The sequence below is a fragment of the Streptomyces stoeckheimensis genome (genome assembly GCF_045822005.1).
GTDB classification, from domain to species: domain Bacteria; phylum Actinomycetota; class Actinomycetes; order Streptomycetales; family Streptomycetaceae; genus Streptomyces; species Streptomyces stoeckheimensis.
In genome coordinates this window covers 2,323,269-2,348,803 of record NZ_CP169550.1, presented here as the reverse complement: position 1 = coordinate 2,348,803, position 25,535 = coordinate 2,323,269, and the positions used below count along the sequence as shown (strand labels likewise).

General features: G+C 73.2%; 3 protein-coding genes. All 3 read left to right on the top strand.

The window, feature by feature from the left end; genetic code table 11:
* The first annotated feature begins 66 nt into the window (after positions 1 to 66).
* The 3 genes from ACE1OC_RS10720 to ACE1OC_RS10710 are packed head-to-tail and all read left to right on the top strand — an operon-like array spanning position 67 to position 25,518.
* Positions 67 to 11,139, top strand: a complete 11,073-nt coding sequence (locus tag ACE1OC_RS10720; RefSeq protein WP_407836839.1) for an amino acid adenylation domain-containing protein — start codon at positions 67 to 69, stop codon at positions 11,137 to 11,139.
* Positions 11,136 to 15,725, top strand: a complete 4,590-nt coding sequence (locus ACE1OC_RS10715; RefSeq protein ID WP_407836838.1) for an amino acid adenylation domain-containing protein — start codon at positions 11,136 to 11,138, stop codon at positions 15,723 to 15,725. Before ACE1OC_RS10720 ends, ACE1OC_RS10715 begins: the two co-directional genes overlap by 4 nt.
* A 1-nt stretch (position 15,726) precedes the next feature.
* Positions 15,727 to 25,518, top strand: a complete 9,792-nt coding sequence (locus ACE1OC_RS10710; protein ID WP_407836837.1) for an amino acid adenylation domain-containing protein — start codon at positions 15,727 to 15,729, stop codon at positions 25,516 to 25,518.
* Positions 25,519 to 25,535 lie beyond the last annotated feature (17 nt).

Sequence of the window (25,535 nt, the reverse complement as noted above, 5' to 3'; positions counted from 1 at the left end):
GCAGTTCCGCGATTCCACTTCTCCGTCCCTCAGTTGATCTCACGTACGACCGGAAGGCGATCTACCGTGTCTGCCCCCGTGGACGGCCACTGGCCGTTGTCCGCTGCCCAGTCCGGCATGTGGTTCGCCCAGCAGCTGGATCCCGACAACCCCATCTTCACGTGGGGCGAGTACCTCGAGATCCGGGGTGAATTCGACACGGAACTCTTCGAAACGGCGCTGCGGGCCGTCATCGGGGAGGCGGAGACGATGCGGGCGCGCGTGGTCACCGGCTCCGGTGCGGTGGGGCAGGCGGTTCGGCCCGACACGGGCCTGACGCTCCGGCACATCGACGTCAGCGAGGAGCCCGACCCCGCGCTCGCCGCGGAGCAGTGGATGCGCGCGGACCTCTCCCGCCCCATGGACCTCGAACGTGAAGCCGCCTTCACGCAGGTCCTGTTCAGGGCGGCACCGGACCGGGTCCTGTGGTACCAGCGCATCCACCACGTGATGATCGACGGCTTCGGTCTCTCCCTGATCGTGCGCCGCGTAGCCGAGGTGTACACGGCGCTGGCCGCCGGAACCCCCTACGAGAACGGGGCGCTCCGCCCGCTCCGGCTGCTGCTCGACGAGGACCGGGACTACCGCGGCTCCGGGGAGCACGAGGCGGACCGGGAGTTCTGGCTCGACCGCGTCGGCGACCTGCCCGAGGTGCCGGTGCTGGCCGAGGGGCCGGCGGTCACGGCGTCCACGTTCATCAGGCGCAGCGCGCACCTCGACGCGGCGGCCGTAGAGGCCCTGGGCGACGCGGCACGCGGGATCGGGGCGAGCTGGCCCAGGCTGGTGATCGCCGCGACGGCGGCTTACATGCACCGGGTGACCGGGGCGACCGACGTCGTCCTGGGGCTCCCCGTGACCGGGCGGGTGAGCGATACCGCGCGCGCCGTTCCCGGCATGGCCTCGAACATCATGCCGTTCCGTTTGACGGTACGGCCGCAGGACACGGTCGCCGAGCTGGTCGCGGCGGTGTCCGGGGAAGTCCGTCAGGTGATGGCCCATCAGCGCTACCGCTACGAGGACCTCCGGCGCGACCTCAAGCAGGTCGGTGACGGCCGTCGGCTGTTCGGCACGATCATCAACGTGATGCGGTTCGGCTACGACCTCCGCTTCGGCGACTGCACGTCGGTCGCGCACAACCTCTCCACCGGGCCCGTTCCCGACCTCTCCGTGGTCGTGCACGACCGCATGGACGGCCGGGGCATACGGATCGACTTCGATGCCAACCCGGAGATGTACACGGCCGAAGAGGTCGAGACCCACCGCCGCCGCTTCCTCGCCGTACTGCACGCCATGGCGGCCGACCCGAGCGGCCGCGTCGGCCGCATCGACCTGCTCGACGAACGGGAACGCGAGCAGGTCCTGGTCGCCGACAACGCGACGGGCCGCGAGACGACGGGCCGCGCCCGGACCGTCGTCGACCGGTTCGCCGAGTTCGTGGCCGCACGTCCGGACGCGCCGGCGCTGCGCTCCCGGGAGGAGCGGCTCAGCTACCGGGAGCTGGACGCGCGCGCCAACCGTCTGGCACGGCAGCTCCTGATCATGGGAGTACGCGCCGAGACACCCGTAGCGGTGTTCATGGAGCGCTCGGCCGACCTGGTCGTCGCCACGCTCGCCGTCCTCAAGGCCGGCGGGACGTACGTACCCATCCATCCGAGCTACCCGGCCGCCCGCCGGGAAGTGATCATGGAGGAGACCGCGGCCCCGGTCCTGCTCACCGACCGCGCCCTGCGCGAGGACCGCTTCACGCACGAAGCGACCGTCCTCGTCGTGGACGAGGACCACCCCTGGGACGGCGCGGACGCGACCGACCCCGGCGTCGTGGTCCACCCCGACCAACTGGCCTGCGTGATGTACACGTCCGGCTCCACCGGCCGGCCCAAGGGCGCGGCGATCACCCACCTCGACATCGCGCAGCTCTCCCACGACAGCTGGTGGGAGACGGGTGCCACCGCGCGCGTCCTGCTGCACTCACCGCACGCCTGGGACGCCTACACCCTCGAAGCCTGGGTGCCGCTGCTCACGGGCGGCGAGGTCGTCCTGGCGCCTGCCGGAGACCTGGACCTGCCCACCCTGCGCACGCTCATCGTCGACGAGCGCATCACCGCGCTCTGGCTCACGGCAGGTCTGTTCCACCTGCTGGTCGAGCAGAGCCCGGAATGCTTCCGCAACGTCCGGGAGGTGTGGACCGGCGGAGACGTGGTCTCGCCGGCGGCGGTACGGGCCGCCCTGGGCGAGAACCCGGAGCTGACGGTCGTCAACGGCTACGGCCCCACCGAGACCACGGTCTTCGCCACCCGCAACCCGATCTCGGCGGGCGAGGCGCTGGGCGCGGCGGTTCCCATCGGCCGGCCGCTGGACAACATGCGGCTCTACGTCCTCGACGGCGCGATGCTGCCCGTCCCTCCGGGAACCACCGGTGAGCTCTACGTGGCCGGGGCCGGACTGGCGCGCGGCTACGCCGGGCGGGCCGGGCTGACCGCCGAGCGGTTCGTCGCCGACCCCTTCGGCCCGGCGGGCTCCCGGATGTACCGCACGGGCGACCTCGTCCGCCGCTGCGACGACGGGGAGCTGGAGTTCGTCGGCCGCTCCGACGACCAGGTCAAGCTGCGCGGATTCCGCATCGAGCTGGCCGAGATCGAGGAGGCCCTGACCCGGCACCCCGGAGTGATCCGGGCCGCCGTCCTCGTACGGCGCTACCGGGCGGGGGACGACCGGCTGATCGCGTACGTGGTACCGGCGGCGGGTCCCGAAGCGCCCGACGAGGAGCGGCTGCGTGACCACGCCGCCGGCATCCTGCCCGCGTACATGGTCCCGGCCGCCTTCGTACTGCTCGACGGCCTGCCGCTCACGAGCCACGGCAAACTCGACCGTGCCGCGCTGCCGACCCCGGAGTTCGGGGCGAAGAGCGTCTCGCGCGTGCCGTCGAATCCCCGCGAGGAGGCGCTGTGCGCGCTCTTCGCGGAGGAGCTGGGCCTGCCGGCCGTGGGGGTGGACGACCACTTCTTCGAGATGGGTGGCCACTCGCTCCTGGCGATCCGGCTGATCAACCGGATCCGTACTCAGCTGGGCCTCGAGTTCACGCTGCGCTCCTTCTTCGACAAGCCCACCGTCGGCCAGCTCGCCGCGCTGCCCCACGAGGCCGCCACCGCCGGCCGGCCGGCGCTCGTGGCCCGGCCCCGCCCCGGCCTCGTTCCGCTGTCCTACGCACAGCACCGCCTGTGGTTCCTCAACGAGGTGCAGGAGGCGGCGCCCGCCTACAACGTGCCCCTCGTCTTCCGGATCTCCGGCGCGTTCGACCTCACCGTCCTGCGCGCGGCCCTCGGTGATCTCGTGGACCGCCACGAGGTCCTGCGCACCGTGTACCCGGTCCTGGCGGGTGACCCGTACCAGCGGATCCTGGAGCCCGGCGAGGCCCACGTGGACGTGCGTCTCGCGGAGACGGACGAGACCGGCGAGGCCGGGGCGGCGACGACCGCCGTACTCGCCGAAGCGGCCCGCGCCGCCTTCGACCTGACCGGCGATCTCCCGTTGCGCGCGACCGTGGCGCGCCAGGGTCCCTCCGAGCACGTCCTGTTGCTCCTCTTCCACCACATCGCCGCCGACGGCTGGTCGCTCGGCCCCATCGTGCGCGACGTGTCCGAGGCCTACACCGCGCGCGCCGCCGGCCGCGCGCCGCAGTGGACGGCACTGCCCGTGCAGTACGCCGACTACACCCTCTGGCAGCGGGCCGTCCTCGGCGACATCGACGACCCGGAGAGCACGGCGGCACGGCAGACCGCCTTCTGGCGCAAGGAGCTCGAAGGACTCCCGCACGAACTGGTGCTGCCGAGCGACCGCGGGCGCCCCTCACGGCCGACCCACGGGGTGGAAACCGTCCCCCTGCGGCTGCCGGGAGAACTCCACCAGGAGCTCGTGGCACTCGCCGCCCGGACCGACACCAGTGTCTTCATGGTGCTCCAGGCCGCGCTGTCCGCCCTCCTCACCAGGCTGGGGGCGGGTACGGACATACCGATCGGCACCCCGGTCGCCGGCCGGGGCGACGAGAACCTCCAGGACCTGGTCGGGTTCTTCGTCAACACCCTCGTGCTGCGCACCGACACCTCCGGACACCCGACCTTCGAGGACCTGCTCGTCCGCGTCCGCGAGGGCGCGCTCGCGGCCTATTCCCACCAGGACGTTCCGTTCGAGCACCTGGTGGAGACCCTCAAGCCGCCGCGCGCACTGGGCCGCCACCCGCTCTTCCAGGTCATGCTGGCGCTCCAGGGGAGCGAGGACGGCGCGCTCCGCCTCCCCGGCGCGACGAGCCGCTTGGAGCCCATCGAGGCCCAGGCCGCGAAGTTCGACCTCCTCGTCAACCTCACCGAGCAGCACGAGGGCGACGGCACGCCGAGCGGACTCGTCGGCGGCCTGGAGTACAGCACCGACCTGTTCGAGCGCGCGACGGCCCGGTCCATCGCCGAACGGTTCACGCGCCTCCTGCAGGCGGCCGTGGCCGATCCCGCGCGCCGGGTCGCGACCATCGACGTGCTGACCGACACCGAACACCTCCTCCTGGCGACGGCGACGGCGACGGCGACGGGTACGGGTACGGAGACGGAGAAGGCGGCGCCCAGCCCGTCCCGGGTGCCCGGCCCCACCCTGCCGGAGCTCTTCGAGGCGCAGGTCCGCCGGGCCCCGGAGGCCGTCGCGGTCTCGTTCGGCGAGACCTCCGTGACCTACCGCGAGCTCAACGAGCGGGCCAACCGGCTGGCCCGGCTCCTGGTGGCCCGGGGCGCCCGCCCCGAGCGGGTCGTCGCACTGCTGCTGCCGCGCTCGCCCGAGATGATCGTGGCGATCCTGGCGGTGCTGAAGTCCGGAGCCGCGTACCTGCCGATGGACCCCGACTATCCGGCGCAGAGGCTGGCCCTCATGGTGGACGACGCCGCGCCGCTGTGCGCGGTGACGACCTCGGCCGTCTCGCACGCCCTGCCGGACGGAGTCGCGACGATCCTGCTGGACGACGCAGCGGTGGTCGACGAGCTCGCGGGACAGGCGCCGCTCGACCTCGGGTCGGCGCACCCGTCCGGTCCGGCCCGGCCGGACAACGCCGCGTACATCATCTACACCTCGGGCTCCACGGGCACGCCCAAGGGGGTCGTGGTCCCGCACCACAACGTCGTCCGCCTGTTCGGGACGACCGAGAGCTCGTTCCGTTTCGACGCGCAGGACGTCTGGTCCTTGTGCCACTCCTACGCGTTCGACTTCTCGGTCTGGGAGATCTGGGGACCGCTCCTGCACGGCGGACGCCTCGTCGTCATCCCACGCGAGATCGTCCGTTCGCCCGCGGACCTCCTCGCCCTGCTGGTCGAGGAAGGGGTCACGATCCTCAACCAGACCCCTTCGGCGTTCTACGAGCTGATGCGGAGCGATCGCGAGAACCCCCGGCTGGGCAGCGGACTCGCCCTGCGCCGCGTCGTCTTCGGCGGCGAACAGCTGGACCTGGGGCAGCTCGCGGACTGGTACGGACGCCATGCCGACGACGCCCCGGTCCTGGTCAACATGTACGGGATCACCGAGACCACCGTGCACGTCAGCCACCTCACCCTCGGGCACGAGGCCACCGCCGCCCAGCGCAGCCTCATCGGCGAAGGCCTGCCCGACCTCCGGGTACGCCTGCTCGACGAGGCCCTGCAGCCGCTGCCCACCGGCGTCATCGGCGAGATGTACGTCAGCGGCCCGGGCGTGTCCCGTGGCTACCTCAACAAGCCGGACGTGACCTCCGAGCGCTTCGTCGCCGACCCGTTCGGCCCGCCAGGCTCCCGGATGTACCGCACCGGCGACCTGGCCCGCCTGCTCCCCGGCGGCGGATTCGAATTCCTCGGCCGCGCCGATCACCAGGTCCAGGTCCGGGGCTTCCGGATCGAGCCCGGTGAGATCGAGACGGCACTCACCGAGCACCCGGCCGTCCTGCGCGCGGCAGTCGTGCTGCGGGAGTTCGGCGAGGGCGACCGGCGCCTGGTCGCCTACGTGGTCGCCGACGGGGACGAAGCCCCCGGCGCCGCCGAGCTGCGCCGGCACCTGGCCGGCAACCTGCCCGAACACATGGTGCCCGCCGCCTTCGTGACCGTGGACGCCATGCCGATGACGGCCAACGGAAAGCTGGACCAGTCGGCGCTGCCCCACCCCGCCCTCGGACACAGCGCCGAAGCCGAGGACGAGGCCCCCCGCACCCACGAGGAGGAGGTGCTCCTCGCCCTCTTCCGCGACGTCCTCGGCGTCAGCGGGACCGGCATCCACGACAGCTTCTTCGAACTGGGCGGCCACTCCTTGCTGGTGACCCGCCTCGTCGGCCGCATCCGGTCGGCTCTGGGCGTGGAGCTGCCGATGCGTGCGCTCTTCGAGACGCCGACCGTGGCCGGACTGGCCACCCGCATCGCCGGCACACCGCAGGCCCTCCCCGCCCTGCGCCCGGCCGAGCGCCCGGCGGAGCTGCCGCTCTCGTACGCCCAGCGCCGGCTGTGGGTCGTACAGAACCTCGAAGGCCCCAGCGCGACCTACAACATCTCCCTCGCGCTCCGGCTGTCCGGCGCTCTGGACGTCCCGGCGCTGCGGACGGCGGTCCAGGACGTGATCGGCCGCCACGAGTCCCTGCGCACCGTCTTCCCGGCGCCCGACGGAGTGCCCTACCAGAAGGTGCTGCCGGCGACGGACCTGCCGTCGGTCTTCCGGCTCGCCGACGTCGCGGAGGCCGACCTGCCCGCGGCCCTGACCGCGTCCGCGGGCCACGCCTTCGACCTCGCCACCGAACCGCCGCTGCGCGTCGACACGTTCCGCCTGGACGGCGACACCCACGTCCTGCACCTGGTGCTCCACCACATCGCGGGCGACGGCTGGTCCCTCGCACCTCTGGCCGACGACCTGGGCGCCGCCTACCGGGCACGGACCGCGGGGCAGGAACCCGGCTGGACGCCGCCCGGGGCCCAGTACGCCGACTACACGCTGTGGCAGCGCAAGGTCCTGGGCGAGGCGGACGACGAATCCAGCCTCGCGGCCCGGCAGCTCGCCTACTGGCGCGAGGCCCTGCAGGACCTGCCCGACCGGCTCGAACTGCCCACGGACCGGCCCCGGCCGGCAGTGGCGAGCCACCGCGGAGCGATGGTCGCCTTCGACCTGCCGGAGACCCTGCACCGGTCGCTGCACGAGCTGGCACGGGCCAGGGGGACCAGCTTCTTCATGGTGCTCCAGGCCGGCCTGGCCGCCCTGCTCACCCGGCTGGGAGCAGGTGTCGACCTGCCGATCGGCACCCCGGTCGCCGGACGCGGTGACGAGGCGCTCGACGACGCGGTGGGCTTCTTCGTCAACACGCTGGTGCTGCGCACCGACACCTCGGGCGACCCGACCTTCGGCGAACTCCTGGACCGGGTCCGCGCGACGGACCTGGCGGCCTTCTCCCACCAGGAACTGCCGTTCGAGCACCTGGTGGACGCGCTCAAGCCGGACCGCTCGCTCTCGGTCCAGCCGCTCGTCCAGGTCATGCTCGCGCTGCAGAACGTGCCCGCGTACGACCTCGGCCTCCCCGGTATCGCGGTCACTCCGGAACCGGTGGAGCTGGAAGTCGCCAAGTTCGACCTGTCCTTCGGCATGGCCGAGCGCCAGGACGGCGCCGGTGCGCCCGCCGGCGCCAGTGGCTTCGTCGAATTCAGCACGGACCTCTACGAGCGTTCCAGCGTCGAGCGGCTCGCGGAGCGCTGGGTACGGGTCCTGGCGGCCATGGCGGCCGATCCCCTCGCCCGGCTGAGCCAGGCGCCCGTCCTCTCCCCGGCCGAGCAGGAGGAACTCCTGGGGTACGGGAACACCGGCACACCGCCGGTCACGCACGGCTGCGTGGGGGAGCTGTTCGAGCTCCAGGCCGCACGGACCCCCGGGGCCACGGCCGTCGTCTTCGAGGGCACCGAGCTCTCGTACGCCGAGGTCGACGCGCGGGCCAACCGGATCGCCCACGCGCTGATCCGGCGCGGGGTGGGACCGGAGGCGCTCGTGGCCCTGGCCCTGCCCCGGAGCACCGACCTGGCCGTCGCCGTGCTCGGCGTGCTCAAGGCCGGCGCCGCCTACATGCTGATCGACCCGGAACACCCCGCGGACCGGATCGCCTTCATGCTGTCCGACGCCGATCCGGCCGCCATCCTGACCACGCGGGAGGCCGCCGCGCTGCTCGCGCCGGCCCCCGCGGCACGGATGCTGGCACTGGACGAGCCCGAGGTCTCGGCGGAGCTGGCCGCGGGCCCCGATCACGCCCCGGCCCAGACCGACCGGGTGGCCCCGCTGACGACGCGGAACACCGCCTACGCCATCTACACCTCGGGCTCCACCGGGCGCCCCAAGGCGGTCCTCGTACCGCACTCGGGGATCCCGAACCTCGTCCACGCCCTGAACGGGGCGGCGGACGTCGGTCCCGGCAGCAGGTTCCTCCAGTTCGCCTCGCTGAGTTTCGACGCGTCGGTCATGGAACTGTTCATGCCGCTGCTGTCGGGCGGCGCGGTGGTCCTCGCGCCGGCCGCCAGGCTGGCGCCCGGACGACCGCTGGCGGAGCTGGCCCGGGAGGCCGGCATCACCCACGCGCTGCTGCCCCCGTCGGCGCTCGCCGTCCTGCCCGAGGACGCCTTCGGTCCGGGGACCACGATCTTCACCGGCGGCGAGGCCTGCCCGCCGGACGTCGTCCGCCGCTGGTCCCGCCGGGTGCGCCTGCTCAACGCGTACGGGCCCACCGAGGCCACGGTCTGTGCCACGGTGAGCACCGCCCTGACCGAGGACGGCACCCCGCCGATCGGCCGGCCCCTGCCCAACGTACGGGCGTACGTGCTCGACGAGCACCTGCGCCTGGTGCCCGCCGGGGTGACGGGAGAGCTCTACGTCGGCGGCGCGGGCCCCGCCCGCGGCTACCTGAACCGTCCCGGCCTGACGGCGGAGCGCTTCCTGCCCGATCCCTTCGGGGCGCCGGGAGAGCGCATGTACCGCACCGGCGACCTCGTCCGCTGGAGGCCGGACGGGCGGATGGACTACGTCGGCCGGGCCGACGGCCAGGTCAAGATCCGGGGCTTCCGCATCGAGCTGGAGGAGGTGGCCGCCGCGCTGTCGGACCATCCCGACGTCGCGCGGGCGGTCGCCACGGTCCGTGAGGACCGGCCGGGCGACCGGCGCCTGGTGGCGTACGCGGAACCGGTGGACGGCGCTTCCCCGTCCGCGGCAGACCTGCGGAGCCACCTCGCGGGCCGGCTTCCGCACTACATGGTGCCCGCCGCCGTCGTTCTCCTCGAGGCCTTCCCCCTGGCCTCCAGCGGCAAGATCGACCGAGGCGCCCTGCCCGCCCCCGACTACAGCGCGGAGGCAGCCGGGCAGGCGCCGCGGACACCGCTCGAAGAGAGCCTGTGCGAGCTGTTCGCCGAGGTGCTGGGAGTGCCCTCGGTCGGCGTGCACAACGGCTTCTTCGACCTCGGCGGCGACAGCATCATGTCCATCCAGCTCGTCGGACGGGCCCGCAGGGCCGGTCTGGAGGTCACCCCGCGGGACGTGTTCCAGAACCCGACGGTCGCCGAACTGGCCACCGTCGTACGCCCCCTGGAGTCCGCACCCGAGCGGGCCCCCGACGTCGGCACGGGCGAGGTCGACCTGCTGCCCATCGTGCACTGGCTGCGCGAGCGGGGCGGCCCCCTCGACGGCTTCCACCAGTCGGTGGTGGTGAAGGTCCCCGCGGGCATCGACGAGGCACATCTCGGCCGCACGCTGCAGACCCTCATCGACCACCATGACGCCCTGCGCCTGCGGCTGGACCGCTCGGGGGAGCGGTGGACGCTCGAAGTGCCGCCGCCGGGAACCGCGGACGCGCGCCACTGCCTGACACGGGTCGACGTCGCGGGACTCTCCGAGGAGGGGATGCGTGCCACGCTGGCCGCCGAGAACGCGGCCGCCCAACTCCGGCTGAGCCCCGAAGACGGCGTCATGGTCCAGGCCGTCTGGCTGGACGCAGGCCCGGAGCGGCCCGGACGGCTGCTGCTGATGGTCCACCACCTCGCGGTGGACGGAGTCTCCTGGCGCATCCTGCTGCCCGACCTGGCCACCGCCGGGCAGGACCGGGGAGCCGAACTGCCCCCGGTCGCCACCACCCTGCGGACCTGGGCGCGGACCCTGCTCGACGAGGCCCGCACGCCGCACCGGCTGGCGGAACTGCCGCTGTGGACCGAGGTGCTCGCCACGCCCGACCCCGAACTGGGGGAGCGCCCCCTCGACGCGCGGCGGGACACGCACGCCACGACCCGCAGCCTCACCTCGGTGCTGTCCGCGGAGAGCACCGAACCGCTGCTGACGACCCTGCCGTCGACCTTCCGGGGCACGGTCAACGACGTCCTGCTCGCCGCCTTCACCCTCGCCGTCGCCGAATGGCGGCGCACCACGGGGCGCAGCGGGAACAGCGCGGTCCTGATCGACCTGGAGGATCACGGCCGGGAGCCCTTCACGGAGGGCACGGACCTCTCCCGCACCGTCGGCTGGTTCACCAGCATGCACCCCGCGCGACTCGACCCCGGCGCCGTGGCCTGGAGCGAGGTGCTCGCCGGCGGCCCCGCGGTGGGCGGCGCGGTCAAGCGGGTCAAGGAGCAGCTGAGGGCCCTGCCCGACCGCGGCATCGGCTACGGACTGCTGCGTCACCTCAACCCCGGCACCGCGGGCCTGGCGGCCCTGGCCACGCGCCCGCAGATCGCCTTCAACTACCTGGGGCGCTTCAACGGCGCGGCGGACACCGACTGGGCGCCCGTGGCCGAGGACGGCGCGTTCGGCGGCGGCACGGACGCCGGCACCCCGGCGGCCCACGTCCTCGAACTCAACGCACTCACCCGGGACGACGGCCAAGGACCCCGCCTCATCTGCACCTGGTCGTGGCCCGACGGGCTGCTGACCGAGGCCGAGGTGCACGAACTGACCGAACTCTGGGCCGCCGCACTCGACGGGCTCGTCGCCCACGGAGCGGCCCCCGAAGCGGGCGGTCTGACCACGTCGGACCTCTCCCTGGTCTCCCTCGACCAGACCAACATCGACCTGCTTGAAGCCGTATGGAGGAATAGGAAGTGAAGCGTTCCGGGCTGGCCGACATCCTGCCGCTGACGTCGTTGCAGGAAGGCATGTACTTCCACTCCTCGTACGACACGGATGCCCCCGACCTCTACAACACCCAGCTCGTCCTGGACCTCCAGGGCCCGCTGGACGCCCCTGCCCTGCGGGCCGGGGTGGAAGCCCTGCTGCGCAGGCACCCCAACCTGCGCGCGATGTTCTGGCACGAGGGCCTGGACCGCACCGTGCAGGTCATCCCGCACGAGGTGGAGCTCCCCTGGCGGGAGACCGACCTCGGCGGGCGGTCCGAGAGCGAGCAGGACCGCGCGTTCGAGGACCTGCTCACGCGGGACCGGGCCCGGCGGTTCGACCTCGGTGACGCCCCGCTGCTGCGCTGCACCCTGGTGCGGCTGGGGGCCGAGCGCCACCGCCTGGTCCTGACCAACCACCACATCCTGCTCGACGGCTGGTCCCTGCCGGTGCTGCTCGACGAGCTGTTCCGGCTCTACGAGGGCGGCGCCCTGCCCAGGGCGGTCCCGTACAAGAACTACCTGGCCTGGCTGGCGGGACGCGAACGCGAGCCCGCTCTCGCCGCCTGGCGCGAGGCGCTGGCCGGGTTCGAGACGCCCACCCTGCTGGTCCCGGGCGAGCACGAGCGGGCCACCGTCATGCCCCACACCGTCGAACTGGAGCTGTCCGAAGAGCTCTCGTCGGAGCTGGAGGCCACCGCCCGCCGCAACGGCCTGACCCTCAACACCCTCATCCAGTCCGCTTGGGGACTGCTGCTGGGCGGTCTCGCGGGCAGTGACGACGTGGTCTTCGGCACGACCGTCTCGGGAAGACCGCCCGAGCTCGACGGCGTCGAGTCGATGGTCGGCCTCTTCATCAACACCGTCCCGGTGCGCTTCCCTTACCGGCGCACCGACTCCCTGCTGGACGCCTGCCGCGCCCTCCAGGGCCGCCAGGCCCTGTTGATGGAGCACCAGCACATCGGGCTGGCCGACATCCAGCGACAGGTCGGCGCCGGGGACCTGTTCGACACGCTCCTGGTCTTCGAGAACTACCCCTTCGAACCGGACGCGCTGCCCGCCGCCGGCGGACTGCGGGTGACCCGGGCCAAGAGCTACGACGCCACTCACTACCCGCTCACCGTGGCGGCCATGCCCGGCCCGCGGCTGCGCTTCCGCCTGGACCACCGGCCCGATCTGCTCGACCGGGAGACCGTCACGGCGATCGCGGCCCGGCTGGAGCGACTGCTCGTCACGATGACGGAGAGCCCGCTGACGCCGGTCGGGGAGGTCGGAGCGCTCACGGCCCTCCCGTCCCCGGCCACGGCGGCGCAGCAGCCCGGCAGCGGCGCCTCCACGGCCCTCCCCGAGCACGGTCTGACCGCACTGTTCGAGGCGCAGGCCCGGCGGACGCCCACCGCCGTGGCCCTGGTGTCCGGCGAGGTCCAGCTCATGTACACGGAGCTGAACGTCCTCGCCAACCGGCTGGCACGGCGCCTGGTCGCCCAAGGCGTCGGTCCGGAGAGCTGCGTCCTGCTGCTGGCGGACCGCTCGCCCGACCTCGTCGTGGCGATCCTGGCGATCCTCAAGGCCGGCGGCGCGTACGTTCCGCTGCACGCGGACTCGCCGAGCAGCCGGTGGCAGAGCGTGGCCGCCGAAACCGGAGCCCGGGTCGTCCTGGTGGACCGGGCCGGCCGGGGGCGGGAGTGCGGCCCCGGGATCCACGAGATCGTCATCGGCGACGCGGCGCACGAGGGGCCGTCCGCGGATCTCGGACTGCCGTGCACCCCCGACCGGCTGGCGTACGTCATGTACACCTCGGGCTCCACCGGCGAGCCCAAGGGAGTGGCCGCCACGCACCGCGACGTGGTGAGCCTGGCGTACGACCGGGCCTGGGACGCCACCGGGCCCGCCAGAACCCTGGTCTACGCACCGCACGCCTTCGACGCCTCCACGGCCGAGCTGTGGGTGCCGCTGCTCTTCGGCGGCCGGCTCGTGGTGGCCCCGGCGGGCGACCTGGACATCGACGCCCTGGCCCGGGTCGTCGCCGACGAGCGCGTGGAACGCCTGTGGCTGACCGCCGGCCTCTTCGACCTGGCCGCCGAGCAGCGACCGCAGCTCTTCGCCGGTGTGCGGGAGGTCTGGACCGGCGGTGACGTCGTACCCGCAGAGGCCGTCCGCCGGGTCCTCGAACACTGCCCGGGCACCGCCGTGGTCAACGGCTACGGGCCGACCGAGACGACGACGTTCGCCACCCACCACCGGATGGTGGCCGGCGCGGCGCCCGCGGCGTCGGTCCCGATCGGCCGTCCGCTCGACAACCACCAGGTCCACGTCCTGGACGAGCGGCTGCGCCCCGTACCGCCCGGAACCGTCGGTGAACTGCACGTCGCGGGAACGGGCCTGGCCCGGGGCTACCTGGGGCGGGCCGCGGCCACCTCCGAGCGGTTCGTCGCCAACCCCTTCGGGGCGCCGGGCTCGCGGATGTACCGTACGGGCGACCTCGTGCGCTGGGGCACGGCGGGGGCGCTGGAGTTCGTCGGCCGCGCCGACGACCAGGTCAAGATCCGCGGCTTCCGCATCGAGCCGGGCGAGGTCGGTGCCGTCCTCGGCCGCCACCCCGCCGTCGCCCGCGCCGCCGTCGTCGTCCGCGAGGACCGGCCCGGCGACAAGCGGCTCACCGCCTACCTGGTACCCGTCGAGGGAACGGCCGTCGACGCCGAGGAACTGCGCCGGCACGCGGCCGACGCCCTTCCCGCGTACATGGTCCCGGTGGCGTTCGTCCTCCTCGACGAACTGCCGCTGACCCGCAACGGCAAGGTGGACCGCGCCGCCCTGCCGCGGCCGGCGATCGAGCACGCCCCGGTCGGCCGACTGCACCGCACGCCCCGCGAGGAGGCGCTGTGCGCCCTCTTCACGGACGTGCTCGGAGTGCCGGGGGTCGGGGTCGGCGACAGCTTCTTCGACCTCGGCGGGGACAGCATCATGTCCATCCAGCTCGTCGGGCGGGCCCGCAAGGCCGGACTCGTCCTCAGCCCGCGCCAGGTGTTCGAGCTCAAGACCGTCGAGGCCCTGGCCGCCGCCGCCCGCAGCGTGGACGCGGCCCCGGACGCCGTAGCCGACGAGCCCGTCGGTGAACTGAGGCCCACACCGGTCATGGAATGGCTGCGCGGGCTCGGCGGGCCGATCGACGGGTTCCACCAGTCGATGACCGTCCAGGTGCCCGCCGGGCTCGACGGAGAGCTGCTGCACGACGCACTGCAGGTCCTCCTCGACCGTCACGACGCGCTGCGCACGATCCTGCGCCGCACCCCCGAGCGCTGGACGCTGGAGATCCCGCCGAAGGGCGCCGTCCGGGCCGCCGACTGCCTGCGCCGCGTCGACCTCGCCGCCGAAGGCGATTCCTGGCCCGGCCGGCACGCCGAGGCCGCCCGGGCCCGGCTCGCTCCGGAGGACGGCAAGATCCTGCAGGCCGTCTGGTTCGACGCCGGACCGGACCGGCCGGGGCGCCTGCTGCTGGTCATCCACCACCTCGCCGTGGACGGCGTGTCCTGGCGGATCCTGCTGCCCGACCTGGCGGCAGCCGCGCAGGCCCTCGCGGCCGGACGGCAGCCCGAGCCCGCCGTCGGAGCCACCTCCGTCCGCCGCTGGTCGCAGCTGCTCCACGTGCAGGCACAGGCACCGACCCGGGAGGCGGAACTGCCCGTCTGGCGGCGCGTACTCGGAGCCCCCGAACCGCTGCTGACGGACCGCCCGCTCGACCCGGCCCGGGACCTCGCGCACACCGTGCGCTACGTCCGCCGCGAGCTGCCGGCCGACGTCACCGAGAGCCTTCTGACCAAGGTGCCCGCGGCCGTCAACGGCGGCGTCGACGACGTCCTGCTCACGGGCCTCGCGCTCGCGACCGCCGACTGGCGCCGGCGCCGGGGCGCGGGCGACGGCACCGCCGTGCTCGTCGACGTCGAGGGGCACGGGCGGGAGGAGCTGGGCGAGGGCGTCGACCTCTCCCGGACCGTCGGCTGGTTCACCAGCATGCACCCGGTGCGCGTGGACCCCAAGGTGGCGAACTGGCGCACGAGCCCTTCCCTCGTCGAAGGCCTCAAGCGGGTCAAGGAGCAGCGCCGGGCCCTGCCCGACCACGGCATCGGATACGGACTGCTGCGCTACCTCAACCCGCGGTCGGCGCAGGAGCTCGAGAAGCCGGCCGCGCCGCAGATCGGCTTCAACTACCTGGGGCGCTTCTCGGCCCCGACCGCCGGCGACTGGGCCCCCGCCCCGGCCGAGGACTTGCTCGGCAGCGGCTCGGACGCGGACATGCCGGTGGCCCACGCGCTGGAAGTCGCCATGCTCACCCGCGACGAGGCGGACGGCCCCCGGCTCGACATCAGCCTCATGTGGCCCGAGGCCCTCCTCGCGGAGAGCGCCGTGCACGACCTGGCCGACACCCTCGTGGCCACGCTCCGGGCCCTGCCCGGGCGCATCGACACCTACCGGGCGGGCGGCCACACCCCGTCCGACCTGCCCCTGGTCTCGCTGAGCCAGGAAGACATCGACGACCTAGACGACCTCGACGATCTCGACTCCGAGTGGGAGCTTTAACGTGAAGCAGTCAGGGCTGAAGGACGTTCTCCCGCTGTCACCCATGCAGGAGGGCTTCCTCTTCCACGCCCTCTACGACGACCAGGCCGCGGACCTCTACCTCGTGCAGTTCGCCTTCGAACTGCACGGGCCGCTCGACGCGTCCACGCTGCGGACCTCGGCCGAGGCGCTCCTGCGCCGGCACCCCAACCTGAGCGCCGGCTTCCGGATCACCGGCCGCGGCCAGGCCGTCCAGGTGATCCCCCGCCGGTGCGAGCTGCCGTGGGCCGAGGTCGACCTGCGCGACACGCCCGAAGACGCTCGCCCCGAGGCCCTCGCGGCCGTACGGGCGGCCGACCGGGCCCGCCGGTTCGACCTCGCCCGTCCGCCGCTGATGCGCTGCACCCTGGTCCGCCTCGACGAGGAGAAGTACAGCCTCGTCCTGAGCGTCCACCACATCCTCATCGACGGCTGGTCGGTGCCGCTGCTCATGGCCGACCTGCTGGCCCTGTACGGCAACGGCGGCGACGAGAAGGCCCTGCGCCCGGCAGCCCCCTACCGGGACTTCGTGAGCTGGCTGGCCGCGCGGGACCGGGACGGCGCCGCGACCGCCTGGCGCGAGGCCTTCCGCGGGCTCACGGGGCCGACGCTGGTCGCCCCCCAGGCCCGGGACGCGGTGCCCGTGGCCGCGGAGCGCGTCACGCTGGAGGTGCCGACGGCGCTCGCCTCCGCCCTGACGGCCATGACGCGGGGGAACGGCCTGACGCTGAACACGGTCTTCCAGGGTGCCTGGGGCCTCCTGATCGGCCGCATGACCGGCCGGGAGGACGTGGTCTTCGGAGCCACCGTCTCGGGCCGTCCGCCGGAGGTCCCCGACGTCGAGAGCATGATCGGCCTCTTCGTCAACACCCTGCCGGTGCGCGTCGGTTTCAGCGCGCACGAGACGGTGCTGAGCGCGCTGTCCCGCCTCCAGGAGCGGCAGAGCGCCCTCATGGACCACCAGCACGTCGGGCTCGCGGAGATCCAGCAGCTCGCGGGCCACGGGGAGCTCTTCGACACGCTCGTCGCCTTCGAGAGCTACCCCAGCGACCCCGACGCGCTCCAGGCCGACACCGGCGGGGTGCGCATCGCGGGCGTGGAGACCCACGACGGGACCCACTACCCGCTCACCCTTCTCGTGGTCCCGGCCGAGAGCCTCCTCATACGCCTGGACTTCCAGCCCCACCTCATCGACCGGGACACGGCCGAGCAACTCGCCCACCGTCTCCTGGCGATGCTGGAACGCATGGCCCGCGACCCGCACCAGGCGATCGGGCGGGTCGGCCTGCCCGCTCCCCGGGAAATCGCCGCGGAGCCCGGCGGGGACGAGGACACGGCGCGCGAGACCGAGCCGGTCACCCTTCCCACGATGTTCGAGACGCAGGCCGGGCTCACGTCGGAGGCGGTGGCCCTCGCATGCGATGACGCACGGATCGACTTCGACGAGCTGAACGTACGGGCCAACCGGCTCGCCCGCCTCCTCGTCCGGCGCGGCGCCGGCCCGGAGGACGTCGTGGCCCTCGCCCTGCCGAAGACCGCCGACACCGTCGTGGCCCTGCTGGCCGTGCTGAAGGCGGGAGCGGCCTGCCTTCCCCTGGCGGCGGACACCCCGCAGGACCGGCTCGCCCGGATCCTCGCCGAGGCCCGGCCCGTCTGCGCCCTCGTCGACTCCACCACCGCGCTGACGCTCCCCGCGGAGCTGCCGACCGTGGTGCTGGACTCCCCGGAGAATGCCGCGGCGCTGCGGACCGGCCCGGAAACGGACCTCGCGGACGCCGATCGCCGGCGGCCCCTCCTGCCGTCGAACACCGCCTGCATCCTGCCCTCCGCCGACGGCTCCTGCGTCCTGCTGCCCCACACCAACGTCGTGGACCTCGTACAGGACGCACCCCGCCGGTCCAGCGTCGGCGTCCCCGACCTCTTCACCTCCGGCGTCTCGCCGCTGGCGCTCTTCCCCGCGCTGCTGAGCGGCGGAACGATCGAGGCCCGGCCCGGCCTGCCGGCACCGGATACCGCGGGACGGCCGGAGGCCACCGGGGCCGCCCCGACCGCACGGCGCACACCGAACATCCGGACGCACGTGCTGGACCACGCCCTCCAGCCGGTGCCGCCCGGTGCGGTGGGCGAGGTGTACCTGAGCGGAACCCGACTGGCACGGGGCTACGCGCACCGGGCCGGTCTGACGGCCGAACGCTTCGTCTGCGACCCCTTCGGAGCCCCCGGCGGGCGGATGTACCGGACCGGCGAGCTCGTTCGCCGCACGTCCGCGGGAGCCCTGGAGCCCGTACGCCGCTCCGGCGGTCCGGCGGCCGCACCCACGACGGACACGACGGACACGACGGCGCCCGCAGCGCCGGAGCCCGTCGTCCCCCGGGAGGGCCGCGCGCCGCGGACCCCCCAGGAGGAGGTCCTGTGCGGCCTGTTCGCCGAGGTGCTCGGCCTGCCGCGGGTCGGTGTCGACGAGGACTTCTTCGACCTCGGCGGCCACTCCCTCCTGGCCACCCGGCTCACCAGCCGCATCCGTTCCACCCTCGGCGTGGACCTCAACGTCCGGGCGCTGTTCGACGCACCGACGGTGGCGGCCCTCGCGCACGTGCTCCGCAGCGGCCCGTCGGCCGCCGACCCCCTCACGGCGTCGACGAGGCCCGAACGCGTACCGCTGTCCTTCGCCCAGCGCCGCCTGTGGTTCCTCAACCACTTCGACGGGGCCAACCCCGCCCTCAACATCGCGCCGGCCCTCAGGGTGTCCGGGCACCTGGACCCGGAGGCGCTGCAACTGGCGCTCCTCGACGTCATGGAGCGCCACGAGAGCCTGCGCACGGTCTTCCCCGAGACGGCCGACGGACCCCATCAGGTCGTCCTGGGCCGCGAGGCCCTGCCCGCGCGCCTGCGCGTCACCGACGTCCCGGAAGCCGAACTGCCGCGGGCCCTCGCCGAGGCCGCACGGCACACCTTTGACCTCGCCACCGAGCCCCCGGTGCTGCCCACGCTCTTCCGGACCGGCCCGCAGGAGCACGTCCTGCTCTTCCTCCTGCACCACATCGCAGGTGACGGATGGTCCCTCGCGCCCCTCGCGCACGACCTCGCCGAGGCGTACGCCGCCCGGTGCGACGGCCGCGCGCCGTCCTGGTCGCCCCTGCCGGTGCAGTACGCCGACTACGCCCTGTGGCAGCGCCGGACGCTCGGGGACGAGGCGGACCCGGACAGCCCGCTCGCCCGCCAACTGGACTTCTGGACCACGGCCCTGGCCGGCCTCCCGGAGAACCTGAACCTGCCCGCCGACCGGCCGCGCCCCGCCGTCGCGAGCTTCCGGGCGGACGCGGTGCCCTTCCGGGTCGACGCCGGACTCCACCAGAAGCTGTGGGACCTGGCGCGCAGCAACCGGGCCAGCCTGTTCATGGTGGTCCAGGCCGGTCTGGCGGCGCTGCTGACCCGACTGGGAGCGGGTACGGACATCCCCGTCGGCAGCCCGATCGCCGGCCGCACCGACGACGCCCTGGACGACCTGGTGGGGCTCTTCGTCAACACGCTCGTCCTGCGTACGGACACCTCCGGCGACCCCGGCTTCCGTGAGTTGATCAAGCGTGTACGGGCTGCCGATCTGGCCGCCTACGCGCACCAGGACCTGCCCTTCGAGCGGCTCGTGGAAGCGCTCAACCCGGCGCGCACGTCCTCGTACCAGCCCCTCGTCCAGGTCATGCTGGCCTTCCAGAACAACACCCGGCCGGTCTTCCGGCTGCCCGGTGCCGACGCCCGCCTGGAACCGGTCGACCTGGGACTCTCCCAGTTCGAACTCTCGGTGCACCTCAGCGAGAACCGGACCGAGGAGGGCAAGGCCGCAGGCGTCGAGGGCTGGATCCAGTACAGCACCGACCTGTTCGACGAGGAGACCGCGCGGCGCATCGGCGAGCGTTTCGTGCGGCTGCTCACCGCCGTCACGGACGAGCCGGACCTGCCCATCAGCCAGGTCGAGGTGATCGCCCCGGCCGAACGCCTGCAGATCCTGGGGGAGTGGAACGAAACCGGCGAGCCGGTGCCGGTCACCCGCCTGCACACGATCTTCGAACGGCACGTCGCCGCGACGCCCACCGCGACCGCCCTGGTGTGCGGCGAGGACGCCTACTCGTACGCGGAACTGAACGCCGCCGCCAACCGCATGGCGCACCTGCTGCTCGCACGGGGCGTGGGTCCGGAGCGGATCGTCGCCCTCGCGCTGCCCCGCTCCGCCGAGCTCATCGTGGCCGTACTGGCCGTGCTCAAGACCGGAGCGTCCTACCTGCCCGTCGACCCCGACTACCCGGACGACCGGATCGCCTTCATGCTGTCCGACGCCGCTCCCGCCCACGTCGTCGCGGACACCGGCACCGGTGACGTGCCCCCCGCCGTGCTCGGGTTCCCGGGGCTGCTCGACCTCGCCGAGTGCCGTCAGGCCCTGGCCGGGTACCCCGGGCAGGACCCGGCCGTGGAGACCGGGCCGGGCGCCCCGGCCTACGTGATCTACACCTCGGGCTCCACGGGCCGGCCGAAGGGAGTCCTGGTCACCCACTCGGGCATCGCCGCCTTCGCCGCCGCCGAGGTGGAACGATTCCGCGTCGAGCCGGCGAGCCGGGTCCTCCAGCTCGCGTCGCCCAGTTTCGACGCGTCGGTCCTGGAGATCTGCATGGCCTTCGCCGCGGGGGCGACCCTCGTCGTGGCGCCGCACGGTCCGCTGGCGGGCCGCGAACTGGCCGAACTGCTGGCCGAACAGGCCGTCAGTCACGCGTTCATCTCCCCGGCCGCGCTGGCGAGCATGCCGGAGTACGAACTGCCGTCGCTCGCCACCCTCGTGGTCGGCGGTGACGCGTGCTCCCCGGCCCTCGTGGCGAGGTGGTCGCGGGGCCGCAGGATGATCAACGCCTACGGACCCACCGAGTCCACCGTGGCCGCCACGATGAGCGAGCCGCTGGACGGCGCCGGAGCGCCCCCGATCGGCCGCCCCGTTCCGGGCAGCCGCGTCTACGTCCTGGACTCCGCACTCCGGCCGGTGCCCGCCAACGTGGTGGGCGAGCTGTACATCGCCGGCGCCGGTCTCGCCCGCGGCTACCTGCACCGCCCCGCACTGACCGCCGAACGCTTCGTCGCCGACCCCTTCGGCCCGGCCGGCTCCCGCATGTACCGCACGGGAGACATGGCGCGCTGGACGGCCGACGGACAGCTGGAGTTCGCCGGGCGCGCCGACCACCAGCTGAAGCTCAGGGGATTCCGCATCGAGCCCGGCGAGATCGAAGCCGTGCTGGAGGAGGACCCGCGGGTCGCCCAAGCCGTGGTGGTCCTCCGCGAGGACCAGCCGGGCGACCAGCGTCTCGTGGCGTACGTGGCCCGCCGCTCCGCGTCGCAGGCGCCCGACCCGGCGGAACTGCGCGCCCGGGCGGCCGACGGCCTTCCCGGCCACATGGTGCCGGCCGCGTTCGTCGTCCTGGACGCGCTCCCGTCGACCGCCAGCGGCAAACTCGACCGCAAGGCCCTTCCGGTCCCCGCCCCGCAGGAGCGGCCGGCCGGCCGCCAGGCCCGCACACCCCGCGAGGAGGTCCTCTGCGCCCTGTTCGCCGAGGTCCTCGGCCGGGAGGGCGTCGGCATCGACGACGACTTCTTCCTCCTGGGCGGGCACTCGCTGCTCGCGACCCGTCTGATGGCACGGATCCGCGCCACCTTCGGTGTGGACCTGGCGATCCGGCTCCTCTTCGACGCCCCCACCGTCGCCGGACTGGTGGCGCGGCTGGACGAGGCGGACGAAGCACCGCCCGCGCTGCGTCCCGTACGGCGCCCGGAGACCGTCCCGCTCTCCTTCGCGCAGCGCCGCATGTGGCTGCTGCACCGGATCGAAGGCCCCAGCCCCACCTACAACATCCCGCTGGTGCTGCGGCTGTCCGGGGCACTGGACCGCGAGGCCCTGGCAGCCGCCCTGCGCGCCGTGACCGAGAGGCACGAGAGCCTGCGCACCGTCTTCCCCGAGATCGACGGCGTCCCCTTCCAGCAGGTCCTGGACGCCTCCGACGCCTGGGGCGGGCTGCACACGGTGCACACGACCGCCGACGCCCTGCCGGGCCTGCTCGCGGACGCGGTGTCCCACTCCTTCGACCTCGCCTCCACCCCGCCCGTGCGGACCAGCCTGTTCGCACTCGCGCCGGACGACCACGTCCTGACCATCCTCATCCATCACATCGCCGGCGACGGATCCTCCCTCGCGCCGCTGGCCCGCGACCTGGCCGAGGCCTACCGGGCCCGGACGGCCGGCGAGGCGCCGCACTGGGACCCGCTCCCCGTGCAGTACGCGGACTACACCCTCTGGCAGGACGAGTTCCTCGGCGATGAGAGCGACCCCGGCAGCCGTGCCGCGCGCCAACTCGCGTACTGGAGGGATGCGCTGGCCGGTGTGCCCGAGAGCCTGCGGCTGCCGGCTACACGCCCCAGGCCCCCCGTGGCGAGCTACCGGGGCGACATGCTGGACCTGAGCCTGTCGCCCGAACTGCACGCGGGGCTGCTCGGGCTGGCGCGGGAGACCGGCACCAGCCTGTTCATGATCCTGCAGGCCGCACTCGCCGCACTGCTGACCCGGATGGGGGCCGGAACCGACATCCCGATCGGCACCCCCGTCGCCGGCCGGACCGACGAGGCGCTGCACGACCTGGTGGGGTTCTTCGCGAACACTCTGGTGCTGCGCACGGACACCTCGGGTGATCCCGGCTTCCTGGAGCTGCTGGAGCGGGTCCGCGACACGGATCTGGCCGCGCACGCACATCAGGACGTGCCCTTCGAGCGGCTCGTGGAAGCGCTCAATCCCACCCGCTCGCAGGCCCATCAGCCGCTGTTCCAGGTGCTGTTGGTACTGCAGAACATGGTCACCCCCGACTTCGCGCTCGGCGGCCTGGGCATGGCGGTGGAGCCCATGGGGACGCACACCGCCAAGTTCGACCTCTCCTTCTTCTTCCGGGAGCAGCTCTCCGCCGACGGAACCCTCGAAGGAGTGGCCGGATTCGTCGAGTTCGCCACGGACCTCTTCGACCGCGAGGACGTGGCCACGCTGGCCACGCGCCTGGAGCGGCTGCTGGGGGCGGCGGTGGCGGACCCGACGCTGCCGATCGGCCGGTACGAGGTGCTGGTACCGGGCGAGCGCGAGGAACTCCTCGCGGCCGGCACGGGCAGCGGCACGGCCAGCGGCAGCGGCACGCAGGCGACGGCCCCGGCCGACGGCCTGGCCGCGCTCTTCGAGCGACAGGTGTCGCTGACCCCCTCGGCGGTGGCCGTGGAGACCGACGGCGCGACCCTGACGTACGCGGAGCTGAACGCACGGGCCAATCGCCTGGCCCACAGGCTCGTCGAGGCCGGCGTGACGGCGGAAGCCCGGGTCGCCCTGCGCCTGGAGCGGCCCCTGGACCTGATGGCGGCCGCGGTGGCGGTGGCCAAGGCGGGGGGCGCGTACGTGACCCTGGCCTTGGGCGCACCGACGCCCCGATGGCAGGCCGTCGTCACGGCGGCGGACGCCCGGCTGGTACTCGCCGACCGGGCCGGGACCGGCGCGGAAGGCACGACGAACGCGCCGGAGCTGCTCATCGACGACGAGGCGGACGGCGGCCGTACGGACGACCTCGGGCTCGTGGTCGAGCCGGACCGGCTCGCCTGCCTGCGATACGTGTCGGGGACGGCGGGGCCCAAGGGCATCGCCCTCACCCACCGCGACATGGCGGGCCCCGTCACGGACGGGGGCCCGGTGACGCACGGGGGCCGGACGGTCCTCCTCCCCGCGCACGTGCAAGCGGGACCGACGGCGCAATGGTGGGCACCCCTGCTCTCCGGCGGACGGCTGACGGTGGCGCCCGCCGGTGACACGGCCGTCGAGTCGCTGACGGCCCTGCCGGTCGGCGCGCCGGTCGAGCGGCTGGTGCTGTCGGTGGAGGAGTTCGAGCTCGTCGCGGAGCGGCGGCCCGACCTGCTCGCGGACGTCCCGTACGTATCGGTGGGCGGCGATGTGCTCCCGGCGGAAACCGTGCAGAAGGTCGCTGCCGCCTGCCCGGGGACGACGGTCGCCCACGGCTACGGCCTGGCGGAGGCCGCGGGCCCCGTCACGCACCACGTGCCGAACGACGGCCCGGTGTCGGTCGACGGCCCGGGGTCCGGCCCGTCGGTGCCGATGGGCCGTCCGATCGCCGGGCGTCGGGTGCACGTGCTGGATGCGCGGCTGCGCCCCGTCCCGCGGGGCGTTCCCGGAGAGCTCTACGTGGCGGGCCCCGGAGTGGCCCGCGGCTATCACGGCTTGCCGGGCGAGACCGCCGAGCGCTTCGTGGCCGATCCCTCGGGCCCTCCGGGCGCGCGGATGCACCGCACCGGTGACCTGGTCCGCTGGGGGAGCGGGAACGTGCTCGAGTTCATCGGGCGTACGGACGACCGGACGCGCGTCCGGGGCTTGCGGGTCGAGCCCGCCGAGGTCGAATCGGTGCTCGCCCGCACCCCGGGGGTCGCCGGTGCGGCAGTGGCCGCACGGACGGACGCGGCCGGAGTCCGGCGACTCGTCGGGTACGTGGTCCCGGAGGACGGCGCGGGCGGAGCGGACGGTCTCGTGAGCACCGTCCGGGAGACGGCGCGCGGCCTCCTGCCGGAGTACCTCGTGCCGGAGCTCCTCATGGTCGTGGACCGCCTTCCCCTCGACGAGGAAGGCGCCCTGGACCGGGCGGTGTTGCCGGTACCCGACTCCGGCAGCGGCCGAAGCGACCGCACGCCCCGAACGGCGCGGGAGCAGATCCTGTGCGAGCTGTTCGCCGAGGTGCTCGGAGTGGACCGAGTTGGTCTGGAGGACGACTTCTTCGAACTCGGAGGCCACTCGTTCGCCGCGACCCGCCTCATGGGCAAGGTGCGTGTGGCGCTCGGTGTGGACCTCTCGCTGCGCCACCTCTTCGAGAACCCCACGGTCGCCGCTCTGGCCGGACAGCTGGACGAGGTCGCGCATCACGATGCCTTTGACGTCCTTCTTCCTTTGCGCAACAGCGGCGAACTCCCGCCCCTTTTCTGCATGCATCCGGCCGGTGGTTTGAGCTGGTGCTATTCTGGGCTCGTTCCGCATGTGGGAAAGGATCGACCGATATACGGTCTCCAGTCCCCGCGGCTGACCGATGACGGCCGGCTTCCCGAGGACATAGCGGAATCCGCCGCCGAGTACGTGGATAGGATCCGAAAGGTCCAGCCGAACGGCCCCTATCATCTGCTGGGCTGGTCATTCGGCGGGCATCTGGCCTACGCCATGGCCACCGAATTGCAGCGACAGGGCGAAGAAGTCGCACTCCTGGCCCTCATGGACGCATTCCCGGTCCAGGACGAGGCGATGTTCCAGGTCCCCGAGGACGAAGTGCTCCCGGCATTGTTTCAGGTCGTGTTGCGGGAGCTCGACCACACCAAGGGTGAATTGCTCCAGGGTAATCTGCTGATGGAGACGATCCGCCGGGAAGGTGGCGTCCTGGGTGAGCTGCAAGAATCCCACCTGGAAGCGGTAAAGGAAATCTGCCTGAACAGCATGAGGCAGCTCCGCATCTTCGAACCCGACCGGTTCCGTGGTGACCTGCTCTTCTTCACCGCACTGCAAGGGCGAACCGAGAAGTCATTCGGATACGACGCCTGGGGCCCGCACGTCGACGGCCGCATCATCAATCACGATCTCGACTGCGATCACGGTGGAATGACCCAGCCGCGCATGATCGCGCGCATCGGAAAAATCGTCGCCGCCACCCTGCGCGGCGAAACGAACTGACAAGAACGACCGGAAGG